This window comes from Solwaraspora sp. WMMD1047 (assembly GCF_029626155.1).
Lineage (GTDB): Bacteria > Actinomycetota > Actinomycetes > Mycobacteriales > Micromonosporaceae > WMMD1047.
Genome location: NZ_JARUBL010000001.1, coordinates 1,693,246 through 1,716,322 on the forward strand (window position 1 = coordinate 1,693,246; position 23,077 = coordinate 1,716,322).

The window sequence follows — 23,077 nt, forward strand, 5'->3', positions numbered from 1 at the left end:
GGCGTTTGTCAGCGCGGTGAGCCGCCACCGTCCCCGTTCGCGTGGCCGGGGCTCGGCAGGGCGACGTCGCGCGGCAACAACTGGGCGGTGAGCAGTGTGGACAGCGCGGACGAGTCGGTGCCGCCGGCGCCGTCGGTACGCACCACCACCAGCTGCGGGGCCTTGCCGGCCAACTCCGCGCCGACCTCCAGGCGGCGCAGCGCCAGCTCGTACTGCAACACCGCCCGGTTGTCCCGGTACGCCTGCGCCAGCCGGCGCTGCGCCTTGGCCTCGTTCTCGGCCGCGATCAGCCCGCTGCGCCCCCGGGTCTCGATCTCGAAGCGAACCCGCTGGGCGTTGGTCTCCTGCTCCTCCAGCAACTGCGCGACCTGCTCGCGGGCCTTGTTCAGCGCCGCCTTCACCTCGACGAACCGGGCGTCGCGCATCTTCTTGGCCCGCTCGATGTCCATCTGCAGGCTGTCGATCCGCCGCTTGCGGATCAGACCCCACTCCTGCTCGTAGGCGGCGTGTTCCTTGGCGACCCGCTCCCGGGTGGCCAGGTGCTGCTGGTACTGGGCCGGCAGCTGCACGTCGGGGATGTTGCAGCCGGTGATCCGTACGCCGTAGCGGGTCAGCTGGCGGTTGAGCAGCTCCTGCATGTCGGCGACGTCGGAGCCGCGCAGGTCGTACGCCCGCTCGGTCTGCACCAGGCGGGCCCGCTGCCGGATCGCGTCCTGGACGGCGCTGGACAGCACCAGGTCGAAGTTGCCGGCACCGATGGTCCGCACGAACAACACGGCGTCGGTGATCCGCAACTTCATGAAGAACTCGATCGAGCGCAGCGGCACGTTCTCCCGGGTCGGGCAGGCCATCACCGGCGCCGAGTAGGGGATCTCGGTGGCCACGTCGACCACGAAGGCGACCCGGGACCAGGGGTGCCACAGGTAGTGCCGCCCCGGCTCCAGGGTGCGGGTGACGGCGCCGTAGCGGGTCAGCACGCCGTTGGTGCCCTGCTCGATCTCCACGATCGACGAACGCCACCACCAGAGCGCGCCGATCAGCAGCAGCAGAGCGCCGGCCGCGTATGCCAGGCCGGCCAGCGCCTCGTACGCGGACCCGAGCAGCCCGTCGTCGCCCCGCACCGCGAGCAGCACGCCGGTCGGCAGGGCGAGCAGGCCCAGCCAGAGCGGCACCATCCAGCCGAGCCGGCGGCGGTGCCGGGGGATGACGACCGGGACGAGGGTGCCCGCCTCGCCGCCGCGCAGCAGTTGGGCGATCGCGCTCCACGGGGCGACGACCTCCGAGATGACCGAGCTACGGCCGGTCCGCGCGGCACTCACCGCTGCACCTCCGGGTGATCCGCCGGTCCGGAGACCGGGTCTGGGTCGTCAGGGCCGTCCGGGCCGGCGGCGTTGGCGACGGCCGGCAGCACCGTGGGCTGGTTGGCCTCGCGGAGCGCCGCGATCTCCGGTTCCCGCTCCGCGATCCGGGCCGCGACCTCGGCCAGCCGGGTCCGCATGGCCGCCATGTCGGCCTCGGTGAACAGCTCGGCGTTGCGCTCGCCGACCATCTCCCGGGCCAGCCGGAGCAGGTCGACGCCGGCGGCACCGTCCGGGTCGGTGGACCCGCCGATGCGCACCAGTCGGGGCAGGTGGTCGGCGACCGCCTCGAGGGTGTCGAGCACCTCCCGCTGGTAGCGGTATTCGAGGATCTCGGGTGCCTCGGCGGCGGTCACCGCCCGGATGTCCAGCGCCTGGGCGTCCAGCAGCGCGGCGTTGGCCCGCGCCTCGGACTCGGCCAGCACGTACCGCTGCCGGGCCAGCGCCTCGGCCCGGTTGGTTTCCCGCTCGAGGGCGGTGTCCATCTGCGCCTGGTACTGGGCGATCTCGGCGTGGATTCCGGAGAGGATCTCGTGCAGGGTGGCCAGCTCCTTGGTCAGGTCGCCCTCGTCCTGCTCCTTGCGCAGCTGCAACGCGTACTCGTGGGTGTAGGCCTCCTTGGCGACCCGGACCATCTCCGGTGCCGCCAGGTCCATCCGGTACCGGCGGTCGGACGGCTCGGCGTGGGTGATGTTGGCGTTGGTCAGCTCCACCGCCGGGCGGAACTGCTGGTTGAGCTGTTCCAGCAGCCGGCCGGTGTCCTCGCCGACCATGTTGTAGATCTCCGCCGCCTCCTGCTCGTAGATCAGGCTGCGGATGGTCTCGCTGACGGCGTTGCTGAGCTTCTCCTCGAACCCGCGCACCGCGCCGAGGGTGTAGACGAACTCCACCGGGTCGCTGATCCGGAACTGGATGAACAGGTCGATCGACGCCTTCACCCCGCCCTTGGTGGGCGCCTCCCGCACCGGGGCGTTGAACGGGTACTCGCGGGTGGTGTTGACGATGTACGACACCCGCTTCCACGGGTTCAGCAGAATCACCCGGCCCGGGCCGACGACCTGCTCGAGCTTGCCGAACCGGGTGATCAGCGCGGCGCAGCCGTCCGGCACCATGACCATCCCCTGTCGCCACCAGACGAAGCCGACGGCCAGCACGGACAGCACCCAGTAGTGCACGCCGAAGAAGGGGTTGGTCAGCACGTTCCCGCCGGCGACCCCGATCACCACCGCGGCGACCGCGCCCAGCACGAGCAGCAGCGACACCGGCAGCATGGTCACCAGGGACCGCCCGCGGGGAATCACCATCGGGCAGATGACGTGCACCTGCTCGCGCTCCTCCCGGCGCTGCTCGCTGCGGTTGAGCACCTCACCCGCGTCGTCCAGCGGCACCGTCCGCTGCTCCATCAGCGTGTCGATGCTGCCGCCGAGGTCGCGGGCGGCGGGGAAGTCGACGGGATCCATCCCGCCGTCCTGCGACTGCGACCGCTGCTCGCCGCCGGCACCGGCCTCCGCGCCCGGTGTGCCGCCGCGCCGACGCAGCTCGTCCCTCGCCAGCGCCTGCACGTCGACACCCTCAGCGATCGCGCCGGCGACTCTGCGTAGATTCTGCTGGACCCGTGCCACAGTTCCCCTTCCGCGCTGCTCAGGACCCGCGATGCTATCCACTCGGGTCAAGCCCGAGGGCACCGGCCCGCGGGCCGGGGCATCGACCGCCGCTGTTACGCCCTCGTCCTGACGAGCAGTCCCGCCAGCTTGTACAAATTCTTGTACGTAGCGTTGGGAGGCAGCATGCGGACCGTTCCCTACTCAGAAGTCCGACAGAACCTGGCGAAGATGCTCGACCACGTCGTGGACGATGCCGAGGAAGTGGTGGTGACCCGCTCCGGCCGGGAGGCTGCGGTCATCATCTCGCTGCGCGAGTACGAGTCGTTGAAGGAGACGGCCTACCTGATGGCCAGCCCCGCGAACGCGCGCCGGCTGAATGAAGCTGTCGAAGAGCTACGCAACGGGGGTGGGGAGATGCACGACCTGATCGACCCCGACGCCAGCCCAGGCGAGGCGCCGGCAGCATGAAGGTTCAGTTCGCTGGCCGAGGCTGGGAGGACTACCTGACCTGGCAACGCGATCGACAGATGCTCAAACGAGTGAACACCTTGATCGAGGACATCCGACGCAACGGCCACCAAGGTATCGGCAAACCAGAGCAACTCCGCGGCAACTGGGCAGGATTCTGGTCCAGGCGCATCGACCAGGAACACCGCCTCGTACACCGGATCATGGACGACACAGTGCAGATCGCGCAGTGCCGCTACCACTACGAATGAGGTAACCCAACCCGCTCGTCTCCGCTGAGGGACACAGCTGTCGGTGGTGGTGTCGGTTGAACGGGGCACGGAACCTCGCCCTCATCGATCTCCGGGCTCGCTGTGCCAGACATCAAGGTCAGTCGGCCCGGTACTCCGACCCGGGATCAACCGGTGGGAAGTGCTGGTGGGGCCGGCGGGACTCGAACCCGCACTGGAACGGACCTAAACCGTTTGCCTCCTGCCAATTGGGCTACGGCCCCAGCGCACCGGTCTCGACGGTGGCGTCTGGCGATCGTAGTCCACCGACGGTCCGACCGGGTGACCCGCTCGCTCATTCCAGACCGAGGTCCCGGCGCAGCTTCGCGACGTGCCCGGTGGCCTTGACGTTGTAGAGCGCCCGCTCGATCCGGCCCTCCTCGTCGATGACGAAGGTCGACCGGATCACGCCGGTCACGGTCCGGCCGTAGGACTGCTTCTCCCCGTACGCCCCGTACGCGGTGAGCACCGCCTTGTCGGCGTCGGAGACCAGCGGGAACGTGATCGAGTCCCGGTCCCGGAACTTCGCCAGCTTCGCCGGGTCATCCGGGGAGATGCCGACCACCTCGTAGCCGGCGGACCGCAGCGAGTCGAGCGAGTCGCGGAAGTCGCACGCCTGCTTGGTGCAGCCGGCGGTCATCGCGGCGGGGTAGGCGTAGAGCACGACCTTGCGGCCGCGCAGCTCCTTCAGGGCGAGGGTGTCACCGCCGTCGGTCGGCAGGGTGAACTCGGGTGCGACGTCACCCGGGGCGAGGCGGGCGCCGCCGGAGGTGGTCTGCTCGGTCATGGGCCAGACCCTACCGGCGGCGGCCCGGGTCCGGCGCCGGGGCGCCCGGCGAGGTGTGAGGAGTAGGGCTCTTGCCAGGGCTATGCAACAACGACGGGTGGCAAATAGGCTGGCCTCGCCGGGGTGGGACCCACGCCGGACGAGGGAGGAACAGTGGAAGTCCTGACGCTGCACATCCAGAACGGGGTGCTCAACGGCCCCGTCTCCACCGCGTACGCCATCCTCGCCGCCGCCGCGTTCGCCTGGTGCGTGCTGCGCGGCCGGCAGGACCTCGACGACCGGCTGGCCCCGATGGCCGGCCTGGTCGCCGCCTTCATCTTCGCCGTCCAGATGCTGAACTTCCCGGTGCTGCCCGGGGTGAGCGGGCACCTGCTCGGCGGCGCGCTGGCCGCGTTGCTGGTGGGCCCCTGGGTCGGCGCGCTCTGCGTCGCCGTGGTGCTTGTCGTCCAGGCGCTCGTCTTCGCCGACGGCGGGGTCACCGCCATCGGCCCCAACGTCACGAACATGGCCCTGGTCGGCACCGCCGCCGCGTACGGACTGATCTTCGTCCTGTTGCGGGTGCTGCCCCGCACCCCGGCCGGGCTGGCGGTGACGGCCTTCGTGGCGTCGGTGGTGAGCGTGGTCGCTGCCGCGTTGAGCTTCGTTCTGCAGTACGCCATCGGCGGCACCACCCGGCTGGAGAGCGTCGGGCTGGGCGAGGTGCTGGCCACCATGACCGGCACCCACCTGCTGATCGGCATCGGCGAAGGGCTGATCGCCGCCACCACCGTGGTCACCGTGGCGAAGACCCGCCCGGACCTGGTGTACGCGCTGCGCGGCCTGCGCCGTCCGGCCACCGGCGGCGCCGAGGTCCCGGCCCAGCCCACCCCGGCGACCGCCGGAAACGACCGCGTCGGAGGTGCGGCATGAAGCGGACCACCTGGTTCATCCTCGGCGGCCTGCTGGTGGCCCTGCTGCTGGCCGGGGTGGTCAGCAACTTCGCCTCCGGCTCGCCCGACGGCCTGGACTCCGCCTCCACCAAGGGCTGCACCACGAACGCCGACGGGGAGATCACCGGCGGCAGCTGCATGGGCGCCGCGGCGCAGGAGCACGAGTTGGCCGACAGTCCGTTCGCCGACTACGGCCTGACCGGGGTGGGCAACAGCTTCCTCAGCACCGCGCTGGCCGGTGGGGCCGGGGTGCTGCTGACCTTCGCGGTGGCCGGTGGGCTCTTCTGGGCGGCCCGCAGCCGGCGCCCGGTCGGCAGCGAGTAGGCCCGGTGGCCGGCGGCGGGCACTCCCACCTGCTCTACCTGCACCGGGCCGGCCCGGTGCACCGGCTCCCGCCGGAGGTGAAGATCGCGGCGATGGTGGCCTTCACCCTCGTCGTGGTCGCCACCCCGCGTGAGGCCCTCTGGGCGTTCGCCGGCTTCGCCGCGATCGTGGTGGTGGTCGCCGCGCTGGCCCGGATCCCGGCCGGCTGGCTGGCCCGGCGGGCGCTGATCGAGGTGCCGTTCGTGATCTTCGCGCTGGCGCTGCCGTTCCTCGGCGGCGGCGACCGGGTCGCCTGGCTCGGCCTGCAGCTCTCCGTCGACGGCCTCTACGGCGCCTGGAACATCCTGGCCAAGGGGACGCTCGGCGTACTCGCGTCGTTGATCCTCGCCGCCACCACCTCGGCGCGCGACCTGATCGTCGGGCTGGACCGGCTGCGTTGCCCGACGATCCTCACCCAGATCGCCACCTTCATGCTGCGCTACCTGGAGGTGCTGACCGGGGAGGCCCAGCGGATGCGGGTGGCCCGGATCTCCCGGGGCGACGACCCGCGCTTCCTCTGGCAGCTGCGCGGCTTCGCGGCCGGGGTGGGCGCGCTCTTCCTGCGGGCGTTCGAGCGCGGCGAGCGGGTCTACCTGGCGATGCTCTCCCGGGGGTACGACGGCCGGATGCCCGCCGCCTGGCAGGCGACCGGCGCCGCCGGTGCCCGGCAGTGGACGCTCGCCGCGACGGTGCCGGTCTTCGCGGCCGGCATCGCCGTCGCGGCCGTGCTGATGCCATGATCGGAACGTGGATCCCGTACCCGCCTCGCTCGACGTCCGGGGCGTGCACTTCGCCTACCCGGACGGCCACGTCGCGCTGCGCGGGGTGGATCTGAGGGTCCCGCGCGGTCAGCGGGTCGCCCTGCTGGGACCCAACGGCGCCGGCAAGACCACCCTGGTGCTGCACCTCAACGGCATCCTCGCCGGCGACGACGGCCGGGACGGCTCGGCCGCCGGCGCCGGCACGGTGACCGTGGGTGGGTTGACCGTCCGGCGGGACCGGCCCACCCTGGCGGAGATCCGGCGCCGGGTCGGGATCGTCTTCCAGGACCCCGACGACCAGCTCTTCCTGCCCACCGTGGCCGAGGACGTCGCCTTCGGGCCGGCCAACCTCGGGCTGCGCGGCGCCGAGCTGACCGCGCGGGTCGACCAGGCGCTGGCCGACGTCGGGATGTCCGGGCACGCCGACCGCGCCCCGCACCACCTCTCGTACGGGCAGCGGCGGCGGGTGGCGGTGGCCACCGTGCTCGCGATGCACCCGGAGATCCTGGTGCTCGACGAGCCCTCCTCCAACCTCGACCCGGCCGCCCGGCGCGAACTCGCCGAGATCCTGCGCCGGCTGCCGGTCACCCTGCTGATGGTGACCCACGACCTGCCGTACGCGTTGGAGCTGTGTGACCGGTCGGTGATCCTCGACCAGGGCCGGATCGTGGCCGACGGGCCTACCGCGGAGCTGCTCGCCGACTCCGCCCTGCTGGCCCGGCACCGCCTCGAACTACCGTACGGCTTCGATCCCGCCGTCGCCGCCGCCCGCCGGACCGGCTCCTGACGGGTCGGCTCCTGACGGGTCGGCTCCGGGCGGGTCGGCTCCGGGCGGGTCGGCGGCGGACGCCGGCCCGGCCCGGACCGCCGCCCACATCCGCAGCACCCCGGCCGCGCAGACCCCGGCCCCGACGGCGATCACCAGCGCGACGAGCAGCCGCGCCCAGCCCGCCGGCCAGCCGATCGGCGCCACCGAGCGGGCCAGCACGGTGGCGTTCACCACCCCCGCGAAGAGCGCCACGCAGGCGCCGCTCAGCGCCAGCCCGAAGTCCCCGCCGGCCGGCCGCCGGACCAGCACGTACGCCCCGGTGACGAGCGAGCCGGCACCGGCCAGCACCGGCAGCAGCTGACCGCTGAACAGCCCGCGGACCACCCCGAGGCCGGTGGCGCCGGCGTCGACCTCGCGCAGCAGCGCGAAGGTGATGGCAGCCACCCCGGCCAGCACCGCGAACGCCGCCAGCCCGACCGTCGCCGCCACGGCCGGCCCAGCCCGGCCCGTTCCCGCCGGCTCGGAGGCCGCCGCCGACCCCGGTGTTGTTGCCGCCGGTCCGGAGGTCGTCGCCGACCGGGTGGGGGGCCTTGGCGGGATCAGACCGAGCGCGGCAAGCGCGAGTGCGGCCAGCACGATGCCGGCCCACCAGAGCAGCGGATCCGGTGGCGGTAGCCACTCCAGGGTGCCCCGGATCTCGATCGGGTCGAGCTGGTCGCGCAGTGGCACCACCCAGTCGCGGACCCGGTACGGGCGGTCCGGATCGGCCCGCACCTCGGCCGGCGGATCGGTCCCCAGCCAGTAGGTGCGCTGATCGTGCCAGCGGGCCACCGGCTCGGCGGCGACCTGCCGCCAGCTCGGCGGAACGGTCGGGTCGGCACTGGCCGGCGGCTCGGTGTCACCGGCGAGAGTGCGGTTGCGGTAGGTGGCGGGGGAGTGGACGTTCTCGTACACCCCGTCCGGGCGGACCTCCAGGTACGGCTCGCCCTGGTAGCCGAGCACCTCGATGGTGCGGCCGGTCCGGTTGGTCAGCTCCAGCCGGGCACCGGCCTCCACGGCCCGCACGGTCAACCCGGGCACGGCCGGCGTCACCGCCGTCACCACCGTCCGGTAGTTGGTGCCGTCCGGCGCGTCGGCCCCGTGCGCCCGGACCGTCGGCGGAGCGGCGTCGCGCGTCGTGGCCGTCGGCGGGGCGGCGTCCTGCGCCCGGGCCGGGGCGCCCAGTCCTGGCCCGGCGCCGAGCGTCAGGGCGCCGGTCAGGGCCGCGAGCAGGGCGGTGAGCCGGGCCGGCGCCCGGTGCCCGGGCCGGCCCGGACGGCGCGTCAGCCGGCCGCCCCTACGACGGCGCATCAGCCGGCCGCCGCCACGGCGCTGGAGATCCCGTCGGCGCTGGCCGGCACCGGTTCGCCGTTGACCCGGACCGTCGGGGTGCCGCTCACCCCGTCCCGGCTGGCCGCCTCGGTGACGTGCCGGGTCCACGGGCGGTACGTCCCGTCGCGGACGCAGGAGGCGAAGTCCTCGCCGGTCAGCCCGACCCCGGCCCCGATGTTGATCAACTCGTCGTCGCTGAGCCCGGCGCCGCCCTCCGGTGGCTGCCGCTCGAACAGCGCTTTCGCGTACTCCCGGAATTTTCCGCCGTCGGCGGCGCAGCCGGAGGCCGCCGAGGCGCGGGTCGAGTACTCGGTCGACGAGTAGCGGTCCAGGTAGGCCACCGGGTGGTAGACGAGCCGGATCCGCCCGTCGGCCACCAGCTGGTCGATGTCGGCGCCGGCCTGCTGCTCGAACTGGTTGCAGGCCGGGCAGATGAAGTCCTCGTACAGGTCGACGGTGACCGGGCCGGAGCCGACCACGATGCCGGTCCCGTCGGAGCTGGCGCCGGCCGGGGCGGTGTAGTCGGTGGAGCGCTGACCGGCGTACACCCCCCAGCCGATCAGGCCGGCGATCAACAGCACCGCGACGGCGACTATCGAGGTCCAGATGGTCCGGTTGCGCCGCCGTTCCCGGGCGAGCTGCTGGCGTACCACCTTCGCGGCCGACGCCTTCGACCCGGCGGTGCGGGTACCGGTGGACTTGCCGCCCTTGCGGGCCGGCGGGCGCTTCGATCCGCCACGGCTACTCATCGCGTTGCTCCAGCTCGTCGTCGGCCGGCGCCGGGTCCGCCGCCAACCAGGCGTCGACGGAGAACGCGGTACGCGGCCACACCATTAGGAATCCGGCCAGGGCCAGGAAGCCGGCATCCCGCAGCAGCTCCGGGCCGTAGCTGGGTTTCTCGCCGGCCGGCAGTTCGCCGCCGCTGCCGAAGCATCCGCAGTCGATGGCGAGCCCACGGGCCCAGGCCGAGACGATCCCGGCGATGAAGACCACCAGCAGCGCCGCGGAGATGCCGGCGGCCAGTCGGCTGGCGAGGCCGAGCAGCAGCAGTACGCCGAGCGCGATCTCCACGAACGGCAGGGCGTATCCGACGACCACCGCCAGGTCGTACGGCAGGACCTGGTAGGCGTTCACCGCCCGGCCGGAGGCGGCCAGGTCGCCGACCTTGGCGCCGCCCGCGTAGAGCCAGACCGCGGCCAGCCCGAGCCGGACGGCGGTGCCGAGCCACGGCCGGAGCGCCGGCCACCTGTCGTCTCGTCCCCTCACCTGGGTCTGCGGGATCACGGCAATTGACGCTACGCCGGCCGGCTGTGAGAAGGCAGGGCGTTGGCCTCTTACATGTCGTGCGCCACGTCGGGAACTTTCCCGCCGGCTCCGACGACTACCCCGGCTGTGACGTGTGAGAAGGCCCGGCGGTTCCGGCGGGAGGTGTCGGGGTGAGCCCAGCTCGCGCCCGACCGGGCCGATCGGCGAGCATGTCCGACATGACTGCTGCGAATCATCGATGGTTTTCCCGGACCGCGGCGACCGTCGGGCTGTTCCTGGTGGCGCTGACGGTGCTGCTCGTGCCGGCCGGTCCGGCGAGCGCGCACGCGGTCCTGGTGAGCAGCAGCCCGCCCGCCGAGGTGGTGCTGACCAGCGCGCCGGCCGAGGTGGTGCTGACCTTCAGCGAGAGCGTACGGGAGGTGCCCGACAAGATCAGGGTGCTCGGTCCGGACGGCTCCCGGGTGGAGCGGGGCGGCCCGTCCTTCGACGGCAACACGGTCGCGATCCCGGTGGACCAGACCGGGCCGCAGGGCACCTACCTGGTCAGCTACCGGGTGATCTCGGCGGACGGCCACCCGGTGGCCGGCGGGTTCACCTATTCGGTCGGGGCGCCGTCGGCGCCTCCCACGGACAGCGGCGCGGACGACTCCAACCCGGTGGTCGCGACCGCGGTCAAGGTCGCCAAGTTCCTCGGCTACGTCGGCCTGGTCCTGATCGTGGGGCCGGTGCTGGTGCTCGGGCTGCTCTGGCCGCAGCGGCTGTCCCGCCGGATACCGGCCCGGCTGGTCTGGATCGGCGTCGGTCTGGTGGCGGTCGCCACCGTGGCCGGCTTCTGGCTCCAGGTGCCGTACACCACCGGCGGCGGCCCGTTCGAGGTCGACGGCGGGCAGCTCGGCGACGTGCTGGGCAGCACCTTCGGGGCGGTGCACCTGATCCGGCTCGGCATCCTGGCGGCGGCGGCCATCCTGCTGGCCGGGGTGCTGCGGGAGCCCGACGCCGAGACGCCCGCCGCCCCCGCCACCCGGACCGACCACATCCTGCTGGCCGCGCTCGGCGTCGCCGGCCTGGCGACCTGGCCGTTGGCCGGTCACCCGGCGGCCTCCCCGGTGCCGGCGATCTCGGTGGTGGTCGACGGGGTCCACCTCGCCGGCATGGCGGTCTGGCTGGGCGGTTTGCTGATGCTCGCCGGTTTCCTGCTGCGGCAGGCCGACGAACGGGAACTCGGCGCGATCCTGCCGGTCTGGAGCCGGTGGGCGGCGACCGCCGTCGCCGCGCTGCTGCTGGCGGGCACCACCCAGGCGCTGATCGAGGTCGGTACGCTCGACGCGCTCTTCTCCACCACGTACGGCCAACTGTTGCTGACCAAGGTGGGGCTCTTCGCGGTGGTGCTCGCGGTGGCCGCGTACTCCCGGCAGCTGGTGCGGCGGCGGACCGCGGCCGGCCGGCCTGGCCGGATGCGGCAGGCGGTGATCGCGGAGCTGGTCGTCACGGTGGTCGTGCTGGCGGTCTCGGCGACCCTGGTGCAGACCACGCCGGCCCGGACCGTCGCCGCCGACACCGCCGCCGGGGTCGGCTACTTCAACGCCACCCTGACCAGCCCGGTGTACGCCCTGCGGGTGGTGGTGGACCCGGCCCGGACCGGCAACAACTCGGTGCATCTGGACGTCTTCACCCCGGACAACCAGCAGCCGAAGGAGGTGGTCGAGTGGCGGGCCACGGCGGCGCTGCCGGCGGCCGGCGTCGAGCCGATCGAGGTGCCGCTGCTGCCGCTGACCGCCAACCACGCGACGGGCGAGATCAATCTGCCCACTCCGGGGGAGTGGGAGTTCCGGTTCGTCGTGCGGACCTCCGAGATCGACCAGGCCACGGTGACCACCACGGTGCCGATCGGCTAGCGGTGTCCCCTCAGCCCAGAAGTGTCCCCAACCCAGGAAGGCAGCTCATGATAAGAATCCGCCGGACCGCCGCCAGCGCGGCGGCGCTCGCGACCGGCGCGGTCCTCGTCGGGGTGTTCGGCTTCGCCGCCCCGGCCGCCGCGCACGTCACGGTCAATCCGAGGGAGGCGACCCAGGGCGGGTACGGGCGGGTGGCGTTCCGGGTGCCGACCGAGAGCGACACCGCGTCGACCACCAAGGTGGAGGTCAACTTCCCGGAGGACGCGGCGGTGGCGTCCGTCTCGACGATGCCGGTGCCGGGCTGGACCGTGCAGGTGGAGCGCCGGACGGTCGACCCGCCGCTGGAGGTGCACGGCAGCCAGGTCACCGAGGCCGTCGCCAAGATCACCTGGACGGCGACCGGGGACGCGGCGATCAAGCCCGGCGAGTTCCAGGAGTTCCCGGTCTCGATGGGTCCGCTGCCCGAGGTGGACCGGATGGTCTTCAAGACGCTGCAGACCTACTCCGACGACAACGTGGTGCGCTGGATCGAGGAGCCGCCGGTCGGTGGTGGGGAGGAGCCGGACTCGCCGGCCCCGGTGCTCACCCTCACCGCGGCGACCGACGACGAGTCCCCGGCGGCGTCCGCGTCACCCGCCACCGGCGCCGGGACCGACCAGGCCGCCGTCGGGGATGACGACGACGGCGATCCGGTGCTGCTCGGGCTGGCCGTCGCCGGCCTGATCGCCGGCCTCGCCGGTCTGCTGCTGGGCGGGCTGGCCTTCATCCGGACCCGGCGCCCGGCCGCCGGCCCGCCGTCGACCACCTGACCCACGCCGCCGCGCAGGCCCGCCGCACCCCTCGGGGTACGGCGGGCCTGTGCGTTTCTGGGCTAGAAACGTTTTTCGTCGCATTTCGGCCGGTATTGTCCCTTCGGTACGTCCACCAGCGCGAGGGGAAGAAACACATGCGAAGCCGGTTCGTCCGCGCCACCGCCGGACTGCTCCTGCTGACCATCGGGCTGCCGATGCTGCTGGCCGGCGGCGGGCTCTGGCTGGCTGGCCGGCACCGGGATGCGGGCGGCTCGTTCAGCGCGTCCCTGGAGCGGATCTCCTCACCCGGGTACGCCGTCGTCGTATCCGATCTGGACGCGCTGTTGCGCCGCGAGGCGCCGTTCACCCGGACCGGACCGAACCGGCTGCGGATCACCGGCCGGACCGGTCAGAGCCTGGCGTTCCTCGGGATCGCGCCGGCCGACGCCGTCGCCCGGTACCTGGCGCCGGTCCCGCACGCCCGGATCGAACGGGTCCGGGTCACCCGGGGGGCGCTACCGAGCCGGATCGAGCAGGTACCGGCCGACCCGCCGCCCAGTGGCGGCCCGGCGGTGGGCCTGGCACCCCCCGGCGATCGCACGTTCTGGGTGAGCCACGGCGACGGCGTCCTCGACCTTGCCGTCAGCGACCTGCGCGACCGAGGGCTCAGCCTGGTCGTGATGCGGCCGGACGGCGGTCCGGGGCTGGCGGCGGACCTGCGTGCCGAACTGCGCCCCGGCTGGCTCGACCCGGGCGCGGTCGCCGCGCTGGCGGCCGGTGCGCTGCTGATGATCCTGGGGATGGCCGCGCTTGCCTGGCCGGTCCGGCCCCGGGAGATCGTGTTCGTGGTCGAACCGAGCCAGGTGCCCGTGCTCGCCGGCCGGCTCGGCGTGCCGGCGTTCAGCGACCTCGGCCACGGACCGGCCTCGCGAGCCGGTCGGTGGGGTGTCCGCCCCGCAGGCCGGCGCTCCGCCCGCCCGGGCCAGCGCCCGACTACCGGGCCGGGACCGGCAGTGGGGCTGGGAACGGGCGCTGACCCGGGAGCGGGTCCCGGCTCGGCCGCTGCCCGGCGTGTTCCCGGGCCAGCCACTGCCCGGGAACACGCCGTCGAATGGACCGGACACCCGTCGACCGGGGTGCTGCCGGCCAACCCGCGGTATGAGCGACCCCGGGCGGCGAAGGTGCTGGTGTCGCCCGCTGACCCGGCGGCCACCCCGGCTACCGCCGCGCCGCCAGCAGCCACCCGCCCGGCCACGCTCGCGGACGCGGAGCGCGAGGCCCGGGTGGACCGGGCCGGGCGCGAGGACCGGGACGGGCCGGTGGTCCGGTTGCCGGTGGGCGTACCCGATCGGCGGCTGGGGACGGCACCTCCGGTGACCCTCGAATTCGAGCGGCCGACGCTCGGAGACCGGCGGGCCGCGACGACACCGCCAAGGTCCCGGGCCGGCGGCTCTGCGCCCTCGGGGGCGAGGTTTCCGGTCGTCGCGCCGAGTCTGCGTCCCGCCGTGCCGGCCGGTCCACGGCAGGAGGCGTCGGCGGGTCAGGTCCCGCCCGTGCCGGCCGGCTCGTCGGGTGGGTCGACGGCCACACCGGACGGGTGTCGGTCCACTGCCCGGCGGGTACGACCCGGCGCGCCGCCCGCGGAGTGACCGCAGCTTCGCCGCCGGGGTGGAGAACGAGTGGCCCTCCGCGCTGCCGACACGGAGGGCCACTCTTCACCGGGGGATCGGTGTAACCGAAGGGAAGTTCAGGTGTTAGACCCAGAATAGACCCATCGGTAGCGACTCGATAGATCTGTCCATTTAGTGCAAGTTTTGTCGTAACCGGACAGCGGGCGCGCCACCCGGCTGCCAGTGCGGGTCCCGGGTCGGCAGGACGGCCAGCAGCAGCAGGGCCAGCAGGACGTACACGTTGCGCAGGACGAACTCGACGGGCGAGTCGGTCCGCTCCGGCGCGACCCCCCAGTCGTGGTACGACACCACGCCGTAGGTCACGCAGACGTAGACGACGGCCCCGAGCACCAGCAGGCCGACCGGTCGACGGGCTCCCGGCGTGGCCCAGGTCCGCCGGCGCAGCCCTTCGTCGACGAGCACCAGCACGGCCGGCATGAACCAGTACACGTGATGCGTCCAGCTGATCGGGCTGATCAACGCGCCCACCAGCCCGGTCAACGTCAGCCCGGCGACGGCGTCGCCGGCCCGCATGGCCCGCGCCGCCCGCCACAGCCCGTACCCGGCGATCAGGGCGACCAGCGCCAGCCAGAGCAGCTGGTTCGGCTTGTCCGGCGCGGTGAACCGGCTGAGCAGCCCGAAGAAGGACTGGTTGCCGCTGTAGTCGGTGCGCCCCACCCGGTCGGTCGACCACAGCTCGTGGGTCCAGAACCGCCACGAGTCGCGGGGTGCCACCGCGCCGGCCAGCAGCGTCGCCCCGGCCGCCGCCGCGCTGGCCACGGCCGCCGCCCGCCACCGCCGGGCGGCGAGCAGGTAGACGATGAAGATGCCCGGGAAGAGCTTGAGCGCCGTCGCGATCCCGATGCCCACGCCGGCCCAGCGCGACCCCCGGGGTACGGCGAAGAGCAGGTCGGCCAGGATCAGCACCACCAGCAGCATGTTGATCTGCCCGAAGGTGATCGTCTCCCGGGTGCTCTCGGCGACGAGGACCAGCGGGACGGCCACCGCGACGGCGAACCAGCGTGAGGTGCGGTGCCGGTCGGCGACCGGGGTCACCAGCCACCAGGTGGTCACCGCGACCGCCGCCACGGTCAGCACCGTGAAGATCGTGATGGTGACGTTGATGTGCAGGCCGGCGAAGGGGCGCAGCAGCAGCGCGGCGAACGGGGGATAGGTGAAGTACAGCTCACCCTGCACCCGGTCGGGCTGGGCGTAGTCGTAGAGCTGGTTGCCGTCCGTCCACCACCGCATGGCCCGCATGTAGATCCGCAGGTCGTAGAAGTTGTGCGGGGTGGCGAGGAGGTAGAGCACCGGGGTGAGGACGGCGAGCAGGGCCACCCAGACGAACCGCCGCGCGGGTCGGCCGCCGGGATCGTCGTCGGTGGCGATCGGCGGTGCGGCGGGATCGGCTGGCACGGGAAAACCCTAGCGGTCGGTTCTGGCCGCTGTGCTGAGGCGCGGGGTCTCATGCTGCGCGTAGTCTGTGCCGGTGGCTGATCTTCTTGTCTGGATCGATTGCGAGATGACCGGACTCGATCTTGGCAAGGACGCGTTGATCGAGGTTGCGGCTCTCGTCACCGATCGTGATCTGAATGTGTTGGGTGACGGTGTGGACGTGGTGATCCACGCCGACGAAGAGGCGCTGGCGGGGATGCCGGAGATCGTCCGGACGATGCACCAGAAGTCCGGGCTGACCGAGGAGGTACGCCGGTCGGCGGTCACCCTGCGGGAGGCCGAGGACCTGGTGCTCGACTACGTCGCCGGCCTGGTGCCCGAGCCGCGGACGGCGCCGCTGTGCGGCAACTCGATCGCGACCGACCGGGGCTTCCTGGCCCGGGACATGCCGCGGCTCGACGCCCACCTGCACTACCGGATGATCGACGTCTCGTCGATCAAGGAGCTGTGCCGGCGCTGGTACCCCCGGGTCTATTTCGGCCAGCCCGCCAAGGGCCTGGCGCACCGCGCCCTGGCCGACGTCCGGGAGAGCATCCGGGAGTTGGAGTACTACCGCCGGACCGTCTTCGTCCCGCTGCCCGGCCCGGACGTGGAGACCGCCCGCGCCATCGCCGCGGAGTTGTAACCCGCTCGACGACCCGGCCGGGTCTAGGGCTATCATTGGTCGGCGCGACACCCGGATCACCGATCTGGGTGGACCAGCGTGGTGGCCGTAGCTCAGCAGGTAGAGCGCCGGGTTGTGGTCCCGGATGTCGGGGGTTCAAGTCCCCTCGGTCACCCCACCGGACGTGAAAGGCGAGACCCCCTCCAGGTTGAGGGGGTCTCGCCTTTTGCGCATCAGACGGGGGTGGTCAGGCGCCCGGGGCCGGGCTGGCCAGGTCCGCGTCGGCCGGCGCCTCGTACGGGATGGCGCTGCCCTTGACGTACTCGTCCCAGCTCATGTTCCACTCGGTCCAGCCGTTGCCGTTCTGCAGCCGGCGCTCGGTGCCCTTCACCGTGATCGGGTCGCCGATCGTGGTCTGCCCGAAGAGCCACTTCGCGTTCGCCTCGGACATGTTGACGCAGCCGTGCGAGACGTTGGACTTGCCCTGGCTCGCCACCGACCAGGGGGCGGAGTGGATGAACTCGCCGCCCCAGGTGATCCGCTGGGCGTACTCGATGTCGATGACGTAGCGGTTGTCGGGGTCGGGCGCGTCCCGGGTGTCGAAGACGGTCTCCTTGAGCTTCTCGATGACCACCATCGTGCCGCTCGACGACGGCGTCTTCGGCTTGCCGAGGCTCACCGGGATGGTCCTGACGACCTTGCCGTTCTTGCGGACCGTCATCTTCTTGGTCCGGTTGTCGACCTCCATGATCACCGACGCGCCGACCTTGGCGTCGACGGTGAGATCGGAGCGGCCGTACCAGCCGTCCCCCATCGGCAGACCACCGGTCTGGATCTTGTACGCGAGCTGGGTGTTCGGCTGCCAGAACTCCTTCGGCCGGTAGCGCACCTCGGTGCCGCTGACCCAGTGCCAGATGCCCTCCTGGGCCGGGGTGGCGGTCACCGTCATCCGGCGCTGCACGTCGGCCCGGTACTTCTCCGGGATGTCCCGGCCGAAGTTGATGATCAGCGGCATTCCGACCCCGACCACCTGTCCGTCACCGAGGAAGCTGGTCACCCGGACCTGGTTGGCGGGCTCGGGCATGGTGGTGAAGGTGCTGCTCACCGTCGCCGGCTTACCGTCGTCGCCGGTCGCCGTCACGGTCGCCGTGTACGCGGTGCCGTAGTCGAGCTGGCCGGCGGGGAGCCAGCTCGTACCGTCCTCGCTCAGCTCGCCCTCGACGGCGGCGCCGGCCGCGTCCTTGACCTCGACCGTCGTGGAGACCGCGTCGGTGGTGGTGAGGGCGATCTCGGTGGAGGCCGGCACGTCGGTGGCGTCGGCCGCGGGCGCGGTGATCGACGCGGTGGCCTTCGGGCCGGACTCGGCGTCGCCGTCCTGCCAGGACGGGCCGTCCCCGTCGCCGGTGCAGCCGCCGGCCAGGAGCACCACCGTGACCAGCGCGCCGGACAGCAGGGCCCGCGCGGCGCCTCGCCTCCGGTGGCCGGGTCGGTTGGACTGCTCTCGGATCGCTCGCATGGCTCCCTCTTTACCCCCCGGTTCCCCGTACCCCACGGGTTTCGGTCCTTCCCATCCTCTCCCACTGACGCACGAAAGCGGGTCCCGGTTGCGTTTCATGACCGGGAACACCGCTCTCGTGGGGCGTTATTGGTTTATCGTGATGTTTTGTCCCGTGGGCCAGGTCACCTGCTCGGTGGACTCAGGCGGTCACCGGCAGGGCGCTGCCCTTGACGAACTCCTCCCAGGACATGTTCCACGCCGTCCAGCCGTTGCCGGCCGCCAGCTTCCGTTCGGTGCCGGTCACCGTGATCGGGTCGCCGACCCGGGTCCGCTCGAACAACCACCGGGCGTTCGCCGTCGAGACGTTGACGCAGCCGTGTGAGACGTTGCGCCGGCCCTGGTCGTCCACCGACCACGGCGCCGCGTGGATGTACTCGCCACCCCAGGTCAGCCGCTGGGCGAAGGAGATGTCGGTGCGGTACCCCTCGACCGGGCCCAACTCGGCGAAGGTGTCGAAGACCGTCGCCTCCTTCTTCTCCATGATCACCATGGTGCCGCTGGACGACGGGGTGCTCTTCTTGCCCAGGCTCACCGGCATGGTGCGCACGACCTGGTCGTTCTCGTAGACCGTCATCTTCTTGGTCGCGTTGTCGACCTTCAGCTCCCGCTTGTCGCCGATCTTCGACTCGGCCGTGCGGTCCACGTTGCCGTACCGGCCGTTGCTCAGCGGGATCCCCTCCAGCGCGATCCGGACGCTGAGCGTCGTACCCGGCTGCCAGTACTCCGGGGCGCGGTAGTACGCCTGGGTGCCGTTGCTCACCCAGTGCCAGGCGCCCGGCTGCGGCGGCACGGTCTCCACGAACATCCGCTTCTGCACCTTCGCCCGGTCCTTCTTCGGGATCCCGGGCGAGAACTCCACCACCACCGGCATGGCCACCCCGTAGGTGTTGCCGTCGAAGAGGTAGAGCCCCGAGCCGATCAGTGAGCCGGGCTTGCCCATCGTGGTGAAGGCCGTCGTCCGGGTCTCCACCTGGCCGGTCGGACCGGTCGCGGTGACGCTGGCGGTGTACTTGGTGGCGTACTTCAACGGAACCTTCGGCACCCAGGACGACCCGTCCTCGCGCATCGCTCCCTTGACCGCGCCGCCGCCCTCGGCGGTGAGCGTGACCTCGGTGATCTCGCCGCCGCCCAGCTCGATCCCGATCTCGGTGCTGACCGGGAGCTTCTTGGCGCCCTCGGCCGGCGTGACCGCGAGCGTCACCGGCACCGCCGGCGGCGTCGGGCTCGCCGAGCTCTCCGGCGGCACCTCCGTACCCTGCACGAACCGCGCCGGTTGGTCGCCGCCGCACCCCGTCAGGGCCAACACTGCTGACAGACCCAGGGCAGCCGTTACCGCCCGGGCCCGCGTGAACTTCCCCATCCCCACCTCGGTCCACTCACGTCCTGCCGGACATCGTGCCGTACGGGGGCCACACTTTTGTGCCCGACACTGGTCGAGTGACTGTTTCGGGTGATATATACCTTGGGTGGGGTGGCCGACAGGGCCGGCATCTCGTTGGAGGTCACTCGTGCCCGCGTGTTAGGGTTTCTCCCGTTGTCAGCGAGCGCCGCTAGCTCAACTGGCAGAGCAGCGGACTCTTAATCCGCGGGTTGTAGGTTCGAGTCCTACGCGGCGTACCAACGATCAAGGCCCTGACCTGGCACTTCCGTGCCTGCCAGGGCCCTTTTCGTGCCCCCGACCGGGTCCCGGGTGATCGGTGGGTGCTCGGGAGCCGTTGGACTGGGCTGGCGTCGGTGGGACGCAGTGCGATCCTCGCGGACGCGCGGCTCAGGCCACTGGCTGATACGTGGTCGATGGACCGGTTGGGGCGCCGCTGGTAAGTGTGAGCCGGACGGGCGGTCGGTACTCGTGGCGTCAAGCGAGAGCATCCGGCCCGCGCCGCCGCCACCATGCGCTGAAGAGGATCACTACCTGCGCCTTGATCTCGTCCGTGACGATCTCGTTCGTGTCACCCATGAGCGGCTTGGCGGCGTGCTGGTAAACCTCCGGATGATGTTCGACCGAGGGACAGGTAAAGACGGTCAGTATCCGGAGGGCGCGCAGGGTGTCTGTTCCCAAGAGGGGAAAGTGAGCTTCCAGCAGCCTCGCCAGGGCAGACCACGCTTTGTCGACGACGAGGCTGATGACGGCGTTGGCCACCAGCGGGGATATCCCCGACTCGAACCGGTGGGACAACGCTTCTTTGATAAAGCGCTTGGCCGCGTCGGTGAGTAATTCGATGGCCTTGTTGAACCTCTCGATCAACTGGATCAGGGCCACCAGTAGGCTGCACCAGATGTGATCGGCCAGGAGTTTCTTTACTTCCCTGGCGTCTGACTTATTCTTTACAAGGTTGTCTATGCCGACTGAGATTTCGGGCCACGTCTCCTCCATTACCCGTTGGGCGAGGACGGTAACTCGGCCGTAGTCGGATGACGCCGATGATGGCTCGAGCGATAGATCTTCCGGTGGCAATCGGCCGTTCAGCCTCGGTCGGTCGTCGGTGGCCCACAAGTAGTCGGCGATGTCCAGGCGGGCGAGGTCGAAATAGGCCTGCCGGTTGCAGGCGTTGAATCTTAGACTCCCGGATCGCCGGGTTTCTATGCTGCCCTCAAGTTTGCGCCGCCGATCGTCGCGTTCCCCTTGTCGGTCGGCGGCGAGAGTTGTCCATCCTTGCCAGCCGTGTAGCGAGCCCCCACAGTCAGCGCATTTACAGCCCGGCTTTTGGGCGTTGGCGCAGTTGGGTCTGTGCGTGTTAGTCATCATCCGCAGCCGCCGCCCAGTCGGTTGCACCTAACGTAATCGTCTGATCACCATACGTCCCACTCTGATGACTGCCAATGGCTGCTTGGTCGGAGTCGCTGGCTCAACTTCCGGCATTCCGGGCGCTTCGCGGCTGGCCTGCCTGGTAGACGTACACATATCTCACGGCGAGGTGCAGTCCTGTCAGATTGCTGATAGACGGCAAGGCCTGCGCGGACAGCATCGCTGCAAGATCTGCGTATGCCTTGCTCGCGCCGCGCGGTTCTCGGGCAGTTCGACTCGGAACGGGTGTGGGTACTCGGTGCTGCAGTCGGAGCACCACGCGCGGAACAGGGCGCTGGTGGGTGTGAGGGGGAGTGCTGGAACTACCTCGTATCGGATGCCGTCTATGACGGTGAACAGTCGCTGCCAGGGTCGTGGGCATAGGCATCCCGCCGGGTGTCGGTTCATGTCGAGGCCTTGTCGTTCCCAGTAACCGGGGTGCGCCACTCGCGGGGCTTGGTGCCAGTCGTTGCCGCGACGGCGTCGACGTCCCGGTGGCCATACGCAGTGCGGGTTCCGGAGATCGACATTCCGGCGGCGGCGGCGAGGTCGCCGAGTGTGTACGGGCGGGGCTGCACGAACTCACGACCGTAGGCAACCAGTTGTCGGATCTGCTCTTCAGCCTGCTCCTTGGCGCGGCGCGCGGTGTTGAGTGCCCCGATCAGAGGGTCCTGGTCGCCGTGCTCCCACGACAGGCGTAGGTCTTCGGCGGTTCGCTGTTGAGCATCGGATGCCTCGGCGGTGGCGGCTTGGAAGCCGTCATCGTGCTCGTCCTCGGGATGGATCGGCTGCGGGATGGGATGCAGGATCGCGGCTACGTCTTCGAATATGTCTGGTCGTCTCATGTATGCGATCGTCGCATAGAATTGCGATGATCGCAAGAAGCTGTGCTAGCCGGAAGAGTGGGGGCTCGTGGTCCTCGTTCCGGACAGGGAGGGGCGCAACGCAGTCAGGGTGTCGAGGTGGGTGCAGCGTTCCAACACTTGGTGATCGGCTTCGGTGAACTGGCCGTACTCCTCGAGGAAGCTCGCGTGGAGGTCTGGGCGGAGAGGCCAGATGCGGGTGGCGAGGCGTACGAGGTCGCGGGCGGGTAGGTCGTAGCGGCTGTGCTCGAAGTCGATCAGGCGAACAATGCCGTCGTCGCCGTGGATCATGTTGCGGGGCATGAAGTCGAGGTGGCATGGCACGGCCGGTAGCGGTGCGAGATCTTGAAGTGCTCGCATGTGGGCGCGTACCTCGGCCTGGCGGCTGGGCGTGAGGCGGTCTCCGGCTTGGTGGACCCAGTACTCGGCGCGTTCGGCGAGCCAGGTTGTCCAGTCGGGCTCCATTCTCGGTGGTCCGGCGGCGTGGAGCGTCTTGAGTAGTCGCCCGGCTTGGCGGAAGGCGTCCTGCTCGGCCTCGGGAGCGAGCCTTCGCTGTTGGAGTGGGACACCTGGTACGGCGGTGATGACCATCGCGGGCGGGTCGTCGGTGGTCGCGAGGATACGGGGAGCCCGGTCGCCGAGGGCCGGAACCCAGGTCTGATAGGCGTGAACCTCCTGCGTGTGGCGTTGTCGACTGCGGTGCGGTTTGACGATGACTTCTCCGTGCTCGGCGGTTGTGGCGCGGAGTACCTGGGTGCCGGCGTGGCCCGGGTGCCAGGTCACGGGTACCGCGTTGGTGTCGAGGAGGCGCCGGCAGAGCTGGAGGAGGTCGATGTTGCTCATTGCCTGGGTTCGAGGTGTCGGCTGTCGTTGTGCGCGACGAGCTGCCAGATGGTGCGGCCGAAGCGGTTGGTCGGTCGCTGCCACCGGGTGACCGAGGCGTGATCGGTGACGAAGCCGAGCCGTAGGCAGGCGGTTCGGGGGAGTCCGAGGAGCAGGTTGTTGGCGGCCTCGATGGTCTCGCCGTGGGCGGCGATGAGGATCCGTTGGCCGTTGTGCTGGTCGAGGATCCTCTGTAGCGCTTTGGTCGCGCGGTCGAGGTACTGGTTCCAGCTTTCGGAGCCCTTGGCGAATGGGCGGTCGGGGGCGTGTTGAGGCGGGCCTTGAAAGGCGGTCTTGACGTCGGCCCATGGGCGGCCGTCGGCGTCGCCGTGGTCAGGTCCGCGGAGCTCCGGCTCAACGGTGGGAGCCAGGCGGAGAGCGTGCGTGATGATCTCGGCGGTCTGGACCACCCGGAGCCGGGGCGTGGTGTAGAAGACCGCATACGGTCGAGCCGCGTGCTCAGCGGCCAGCCGGGCGGCGAGGCGGTCAACCTGGTGGCGTCCCAGGTCGGTCAATCCGGTGCAGCCGTTCTCACCGCCGACGGTTCCGGCGACGTTGCAGGCGGCCTCACCGTGGCGGGCGATGACGAGTTCGGTGGTCGGGGACATCGGCGGGCTCCTTCAGGCGCT

At 71.2% G+C, this 23,077-nt stretch carries 23 protein-coding genes and 3 tRNA genes; 12 read left to right on the forward strand and 14 right to left on the reverse strand.

Annotated features, from left to right (window positions below; translation table 11 throughout):
* Positions 1-8: 8 nt before the first annotated feature.
* Both O7627_RS07935 and O7627_RS07940 read right to left on the reverse strand, forming a co-directional pair.
* Positions 9-1,319 (reverse strand): SPFH domain-containing protein, encoded by a 1,311-nt coding sequence (locus O7627_RS07935; protein WP_278092851.1) that lies wholly within the window; start codon positions 1,317-1,319, stop codon positions 9-11.
* Positions 1,316-2,980: an SPFH domain-containing protein gene (locus O7627_RS07940; protein ID WP_278092852.1), complete on the reverse strand. Its 1,665-nt coding sequence runs from the start codon at positions 2,978-2,980 to the stop codon at positions 1,316-1,318. The genes O7627_RS07935 and O7627_RS07940 overlap by 4 nt, the downstream gene beginning before the upstream one ends.
* A gap of 165 nt (positions 2,981-3,145) precedes the next feature.
* Between O7627_RS07940 and O7627_RS07945 the strand changes: the two genes are divergently transcribed.
* Together O7627_RS07945 and O7627_RS07950 are read left to right on the forward strand one after the other, a co-directional pair.
* Positions 3,146-3,430, forward strand: coding sequence for a type II toxin-antitoxin system prevent-host-death family antitoxin (locus tag O7627_RS07945; protein WP_278092853.1), 285 nt, complete (start codon positions 3,146-3,148; stop codon positions 3,428-3,430).
* Positions 3,427-3,681 carry a Txe/YoeB family addiction module toxin gene (locus O7627_RS07950; protein WP_278092854.1) on the forward strand — a complete coding sequence of 85 codons (255 nt, stop codon included), beginning with the start codon at positions 3,427-3,429 and terminating at the stop codon, positions 3,679-3,681. The genes O7627_RS07945 and O7627_RS07950 overlap by 4 nt, the downstream gene beginning before the upstream one ends.
* A gap of 164 nt (positions 3,682-3,845) precedes the next feature.
* Here O7627_RS07950 and O7627_RS07955 read toward each other — a convergent pair.
* Positions 3,846-3,923 (reverse strand) — tRNA-Leu (locus O7627_RS07955).
* A gap of 71 nt (positions 3,924-3,994) precedes the next feature.
* Complete coding sequence (gene bcp, locus O7627_RS07960; RefSeq protein ID WP_278092855.1) at positions 3,995-4,486, reverse strand: thioredoxin-dependent thiol peroxidase; 492 nt, start codon at positions 4,484-4,486, stop codon at positions 3,995-3,997.
* Positions 4,487-4,639: 153 nt separating this feature from the next.
* On the opposite strand from bcp, the gene O7627_RS07965 reads away from it, so the two are divergent.
* Genes O7627_RS07965 through O7627_RS07980 form a run of 4 tightly spaced genes read left to right on the forward strand, consistent with a single transcriptional unit; the run spans position 4,640 to position 7,326 of the window.
* Complete coding sequence (locus O7627_RS07965; protein ID WP_278092856.1) at positions 4,640-5,395, forward strand: energy-coupling factor ABC transporter permease; 756 nt, start codon at positions 4,640-4,642, stop codon at positions 5,393-5,395.
* The gene (locus tag O7627_RS07970; RefSeq protein WP_278092857.1) at positions 5,392-5,739 is read left to right on the forward strand and encodes a PDGLE domain-containing protein; all 348 of its coding nucleotides are present in this window, start codon (positions 5,392-5,394) and stop codon (positions 5,737-5,739) included. Before O7627_RS07965 ends, O7627_RS07970 begins: the two co-directional genes overlap by 4 nt.
* 5 nt (positions 5,740-5,744) lie before the next feature.
* The gene (gene cbiQ, locus O7627_RS07975; RefSeq protein WP_278092858.1) at positions 5,745-6,518 is read left to right on the forward strand and encodes a cobalt ECF transporter T component CbiQ; all 774 of its coding nucleotides are present in this window, start codon (positions 5,745-5,747) and stop codon (positions 6,516-6,518) included.
* A gap of 7 nt (positions 6,519-6,525) precedes the next feature.
* Positions 6,526-7,326, forward strand: coding sequence for an ATP-binding cassette domain-containing protein (locus O7627_RS07980; RefSeq protein ID WP_278092859.1), 801 nt, complete (start codon positions 6,526-6,528; stop codon positions 7,324-7,326).
* On the opposite strand, the gene O7627_RS07985 is transcribed toward O7627_RS07980, so the two are convergent.
* The 3 genes from O7627_RS07985 to O7627_RS07995 form a co-directional block, all read right to left on the reverse strand.
* Positions 7,273-8,658 carry a hypothetical protein gene (locus tag O7627_RS07985; protein ID WP_278092860.1) on the reverse strand — a complete coding sequence of 462 codons (1,386 nt, stop codon included), beginning with the start codon at positions 8,656-8,658 and terminating at the stop codon, positions 7,273-7,275. The two genes, O7627_RS07980 and O7627_RS07985, sit on opposite strands and share 54 nt — an antisense overlap.
* Positions 8,658-9,332, reverse strand: a complete 675-nt coding sequence (locus O7627_RS07990; protein WP_278098201.1) for a thioredoxin domain-containing protein — start codon at positions 9,330-9,332, stop codon at positions 8,658-8,660. The genes O7627_RS07985 and O7627_RS07990 overlap by 1 nt, the downstream gene beginning before the upstream one ends.
* An 88-nt stretch (positions 9,333-9,420) precedes the next feature.
* Positions 9,421-9,960 (reverse strand): MauE/DoxX family redox-associated membrane protein, encoded by a 540-nt coding sequence (locus O7627_RS07995; RefSeq protein ID WP_278098202.1) that lies wholly within the window; start codon positions 9,958-9,960, stop codon positions 9,421-9,423.
* Positions 9,961-10,154: 194 nt separating this feature from the next.
* Between O7627_RS07995 and O7627_RS08000 the strand changes: the two genes are divergently transcribed.
* The 3 genes from O7627_RS08000 (at position 10,155) to O7627_RS08010 (ending at position 14,280) form a co-directional block, all read left to right on the forward strand.
* Complete coding sequence (locus O7627_RS08000) at positions 10,155-11,840, forward strand: copper resistance protein CopC (RefSeq protein WP_278092861.1); 1,686 nt, start codon at positions 10,155-10,157, stop codon at positions 11,838-11,840.
* A gap of 47 nt (positions 11,841-11,887) precedes the next feature.
* Positions 11,888-12,649 carry a YcnI family protein gene (locus tag O7627_RS08005; protein WP_278092862.1) on the forward strand — a complete coding sequence of 254 codons (762 nt, stop codon included), beginning with the start codon at positions 11,888-11,890 and terminating at the stop codon, positions 12,647-12,649.
* Positions 12,650-12,786: 137 nt separating this feature from the next.
* Positions 12,787-14,280, forward strand: a complete 1,494-nt coding sequence (locus O7627_RS08010; RefSeq protein ID WP_278092863.1) for a hypothetical protein — start codon at positions 12,787-12,789, stop codon at positions 14,278-14,280.
* Between the two features lie 153 nt (positions 14,281-14,433).
* Here O7627_RS08010 and O7627_RS08015 read toward each other — a convergent pair whose 3' ends face one another.
* Complete coding sequence (locus tag O7627_RS08015; protein WP_278092864.1) at positions 14,434-15,717, reverse strand: glycosyltransferase family 87 protein; 1,284 nt, start codon at positions 15,715-15,717, stop codon at positions 14,434-14,436.
* Positions 15,718-15,784: 67 nt separating this feature from the next.
* Between O7627_RS08015 and orn the strand changes: the two genes are divergently transcribed.
* Positions 15,785-16,381 (forward strand): oligoribonuclease, encoded by a 597-nt coding sequence (orn, locus tag O7627_RS08020; RefSeq protein ID WP_278092865.1) that lies wholly within the window; start codon positions 15,785-15,787, stop codon positions 16,379-16,381.
* Between the two features lie 81 nt (positions 16,382-16,462).
* A tRNA-His gene (locus O7627_RS08025) sits at positions 16,463-16,538 on the forward strand.
* Between the two features lie 69 nt (positions 16,539-16,607).
* On the opposite strand, the gene O7627_RS08030 is transcribed toward O7627_RS08025, so the two are convergent.
* Positions 16,608-17,876: an Ig-like domain-containing protein gene (locus tag O7627_RS08030; RefSeq protein WP_278092866.1), complete on the reverse strand. Its 1,269-nt coding sequence runs from the start codon at positions 17,874-17,876 to the stop codon at positions 16,608-16,610.
* Between the two features lie 181 nt (positions 17,877-18,057).
* A complete protein-coding gene (locus O7627_RS08035; protein ID WP_278092867.1) occupies positions 18,058-19,278 on the reverse strand; it encodes an Ig-like domain-containing protein in 1,221 nt (406 codons plus the stop codon).
* A 184-nt stretch (positions 19,279-19,462) separates the two neighbouring features.
* Between O7627_RS08035 and O7627_RS08040 the strand changes: the two genes are divergently transcribed.
* A tRNA-Lys gene (locus tag O7627_RS08040) sits at positions 19,463-19,538 on the forward strand.
* A 235-nt stretch (positions 19,539-19,773) separates the two neighbouring features.
* Here the strand turns inward: O7627_RS08040 and O7627_RS08045 are convergent.
* The 4 genes from O7627_RS08045 to O7627_RS08060 all read right to left on the reverse strand — a co-directional run bounded on the left by O7627_RS08045 (position 19,774) and on the right by O7627_RS08060 (position 23,056).
* Positions 19,774-20,664, reverse strand: coding sequence for a hypothetical protein (locus O7627_RS08045; RefSeq protein WP_278092868.1), 891 nt, complete (start codon positions 20,662-20,664; stop codon positions 19,774-19,776).
* 443 nt (positions 20,665-21,107) lie between these two features.
* A complete protein-coding gene (locus O7627_RS08050; protein WP_278092869.1) occupies positions 21,108-21,548 on the reverse strand; it encodes a hypothetical protein in 441 nt (146 codons plus the stop codon).
* Between the two features lie 45 nt (positions 21,549-21,593).
* A complete protein-coding gene (locus tag O7627_RS08055) occupies positions 21,594-22,409 on the reverse strand; it encodes an aminoglycoside phosphotransferase family protein (RefSeq protein ID WP_278092870.1) in 816 nt (271 codons plus the stop codon).
* Positions 22,406-23,056, reverse strand: coding sequence for a histidine phosphatase family protein (locus O7627_RS08060; RefSeq protein WP_278092871.1), 651 nt, complete (start codon positions 23,054-23,056; stop codon positions 22,406-22,408). Before O7627_RS08060 ends, O7627_RS08055 begins: the two co-directional genes overlap by 4 nt.
* Between the last annotated feature and the right edge of the window lie 21 nt (positions 23,057-23,077).

Excerpts from the sequence above, each read along its gene's own strand:
- O7627_RS07945 (WP_278092853.1), top strand. The coding sequence starts at position 3,146 with ATGCGGACCGTTCCCTACTCAGAAGTCCGACAGAACCTGGCGAAGATG.
- O7627_RS07950 (WP_278092854.1), top strand. The coding sequence starts at position 3,427 with ATGAAGGTTCAGTTCGCTGGCCGAGGCTGGGAGGACTACCTGACCTGG.
- bcp (WP_278092855.1), bottom strand. The coding sequence starts at position 4,486 with ATGACCGAGCAGACCACCTCCGGCGGCGCCCGCCTCGCCCCGGGTGAC.
- O7627_RS07970 (WP_278092857.1), top strand. The coding sequence starts at position 5,392 with ATGAAGCGGACCACCTGGTTCATCCTCGGCGGCCTGCTGGTGGCCCTG.
- O7627_RS07985 (WP_278092860.1), bottom strand. The coding sequence starts at position 8,658 with ATGCGCCGTCGTAGGGGCGGCCGGCTGACGCGCCGTCCGGGCCGGCCC.
- O7627_RS08000 (WP_278092861.1), top strand. The coding sequence starts at position 10,155 with ATGTCCGACATGACTGCTGCGAATCATCGATGGTTTTCCCGGACCGCG.
- O7627_RS08005 (WP_278092862.1), top strand. The coding sequence starts at position 11,888 with ATGATAAGAATCCGCCGGACCGCCGCCAGCGCGGCGGCGCTCGCGACC.
- O7627_RS08010 (WP_278092863.1), top strand. The coding sequence starts at position 12,787 with ATGCGAAGCCGGTTCGTCCGCGCCACCGCCGGACTGCTCCTGCTGACC.
- O7627_RS08030 (WP_278092866.1), bottom strand. The coding sequence starts at position 17,876 with ATGCGAGCGATCCGAGAGCAGTCCAACCGACCCGGCCACCGGAGGCGA.
- O7627_RS08035 (WP_278092867.1), bottom strand. The coding sequence starts at position 19,278 with ATGGGGAAGTTCACGCGGGCCCGGGCGGTAACGGCTGCCCTGGGTCTG.
- O7627_RS08045 (WP_278092868.1), bottom strand. The coding sequence starts at position 20,664 with ATGATGACTAACACGCACAGACCCAACTGCGCCAACGCCCAAAAGCCG.
- O7627_RS08050 (WP_278092869.1), bottom strand. The coding sequence starts at position 21,548 with ATGAGACGACCAGACATATTCGAAGACGTAGCCGCGATCCTGCATCCC.
- O7627_RS08055 (WP_278092870.1), bottom strand. The coding sequence starts at position 22,409 with ATGAGCAACATCGACCTCCTCCAGCTCTGCCGGCGCCTCCTCGACACC.
- O7627_RS08060 (WP_278092871.1), bottom strand. The coding sequence starts at position 23,056 with ATGTCCCCGACCACCGAACTCGTCATCGCCCGCCACGGTGAGGCCGCC.